Origin of the sequence: Bradyrhizobium sp. NBAIM03, from assembly GCF_020194055.1 — a bacterium.
Taxonomy (GTDB): Bacteria; Pseudomonadota; Alphaproteobacteria; order Rhizobiales; family Xanthobacteraceae; genus Bradyrhizobium; species Bradyrhizobium yuanmingense.
This window is the reverse complement of the sequence record NZ_JADYVS010000095.1, coordinates 1-843: the sequence shown is the minus strand read 5'-3', so window position 1 is coordinate 843 and position 843 is coordinate 1. Positions and strand designations below refer to the sequence as shown.

The following is an 843-nucleotide window of genomic DNA, read 5'->3' as shown; positions in this document are numbered from 1 at the left end:
GGACACTAGAACCTATCTCAAAATTGTCGAAACAGGATCAGCAGGCAAGCGAGCTGGACGAAGCCGAGGAAGTTTTGCGGATAGAACTCCCAGCGGACCAGCAGGCGCCGCCGCCACTGTATCCAGGCGAAGAAGCGTTCGACCAGCCAACGCCGAGTATAACGACGGAGCCTGCGGCCGTCCTGGGTGAGCGACCTCACTCGGTTTGAACGATGTGGCGCGATCATCTCGATGCCTTGTGAGCACAGTTCATCATCGAGCGAATCGCTGTCATAGGCGCGGTTGCCGATCAGGTTCTCTGGCTTGGCCTCGATCATGTAGAAGTCGAAGCAGAGCTGTACCAAGCGCACTTCGTGATGGTTCGCGGCATGCGTGCTCACTGAAAGCGGCAAACCGTGGCGATCCACAATCGCCATGATTTTTAAGCCTTTTCCGCGCCTCGTTGGGCCGATCTCTGCACCGCCGCCTTTGGCCATCGCAAAGGTCGCGTCGATGAAACACTCCTCTTCGTCGAGCAAGCCTTTCTCACGAAGTTCGTTGGCTATATCGGTCAGAACGCGCCGCAACACTTCATTGCGACACCAGTTCTGAAAGCGACGGTGTACGGTCTTATAGTTCGGATAGCACTGCGGCAGCATGTGCCACTGCGCGCCCGTGTTCAAAATCCAAAGAGCGGCTTCGAGAACCTGACGTGTCGCAATCGGCTTCCGGCCCGGCCGGCCGTCGGCAATGTGCTCTTCCGGAAAGTGTTTCCGGATGCGCTCCCATTGCTCGTCCGTCAGCCGAATCATCTTTCCTTTATAGCCGATCGACGCTGATCTTCAATTTTGAGATAGGTTCTAG

At 56.3% G+C, this 843-nt stretch carries 1 protein-coding gene; it reads right to left on the bottom strand.

Translation table 11 applies throughout. The features are described from left to right. Positions 1-17: 17 nt before the first annotated feature. Positions 18-791, bottom strand: coding sequence for an IS5 family transposase (locus I6F21_RS37550; RefSeq protein WP_225184360.1), 774 nt, complete (start codon positions 789-791; stop codon positions 18-20). Positions 792-843 lie beyond the last annotated feature (52 nt).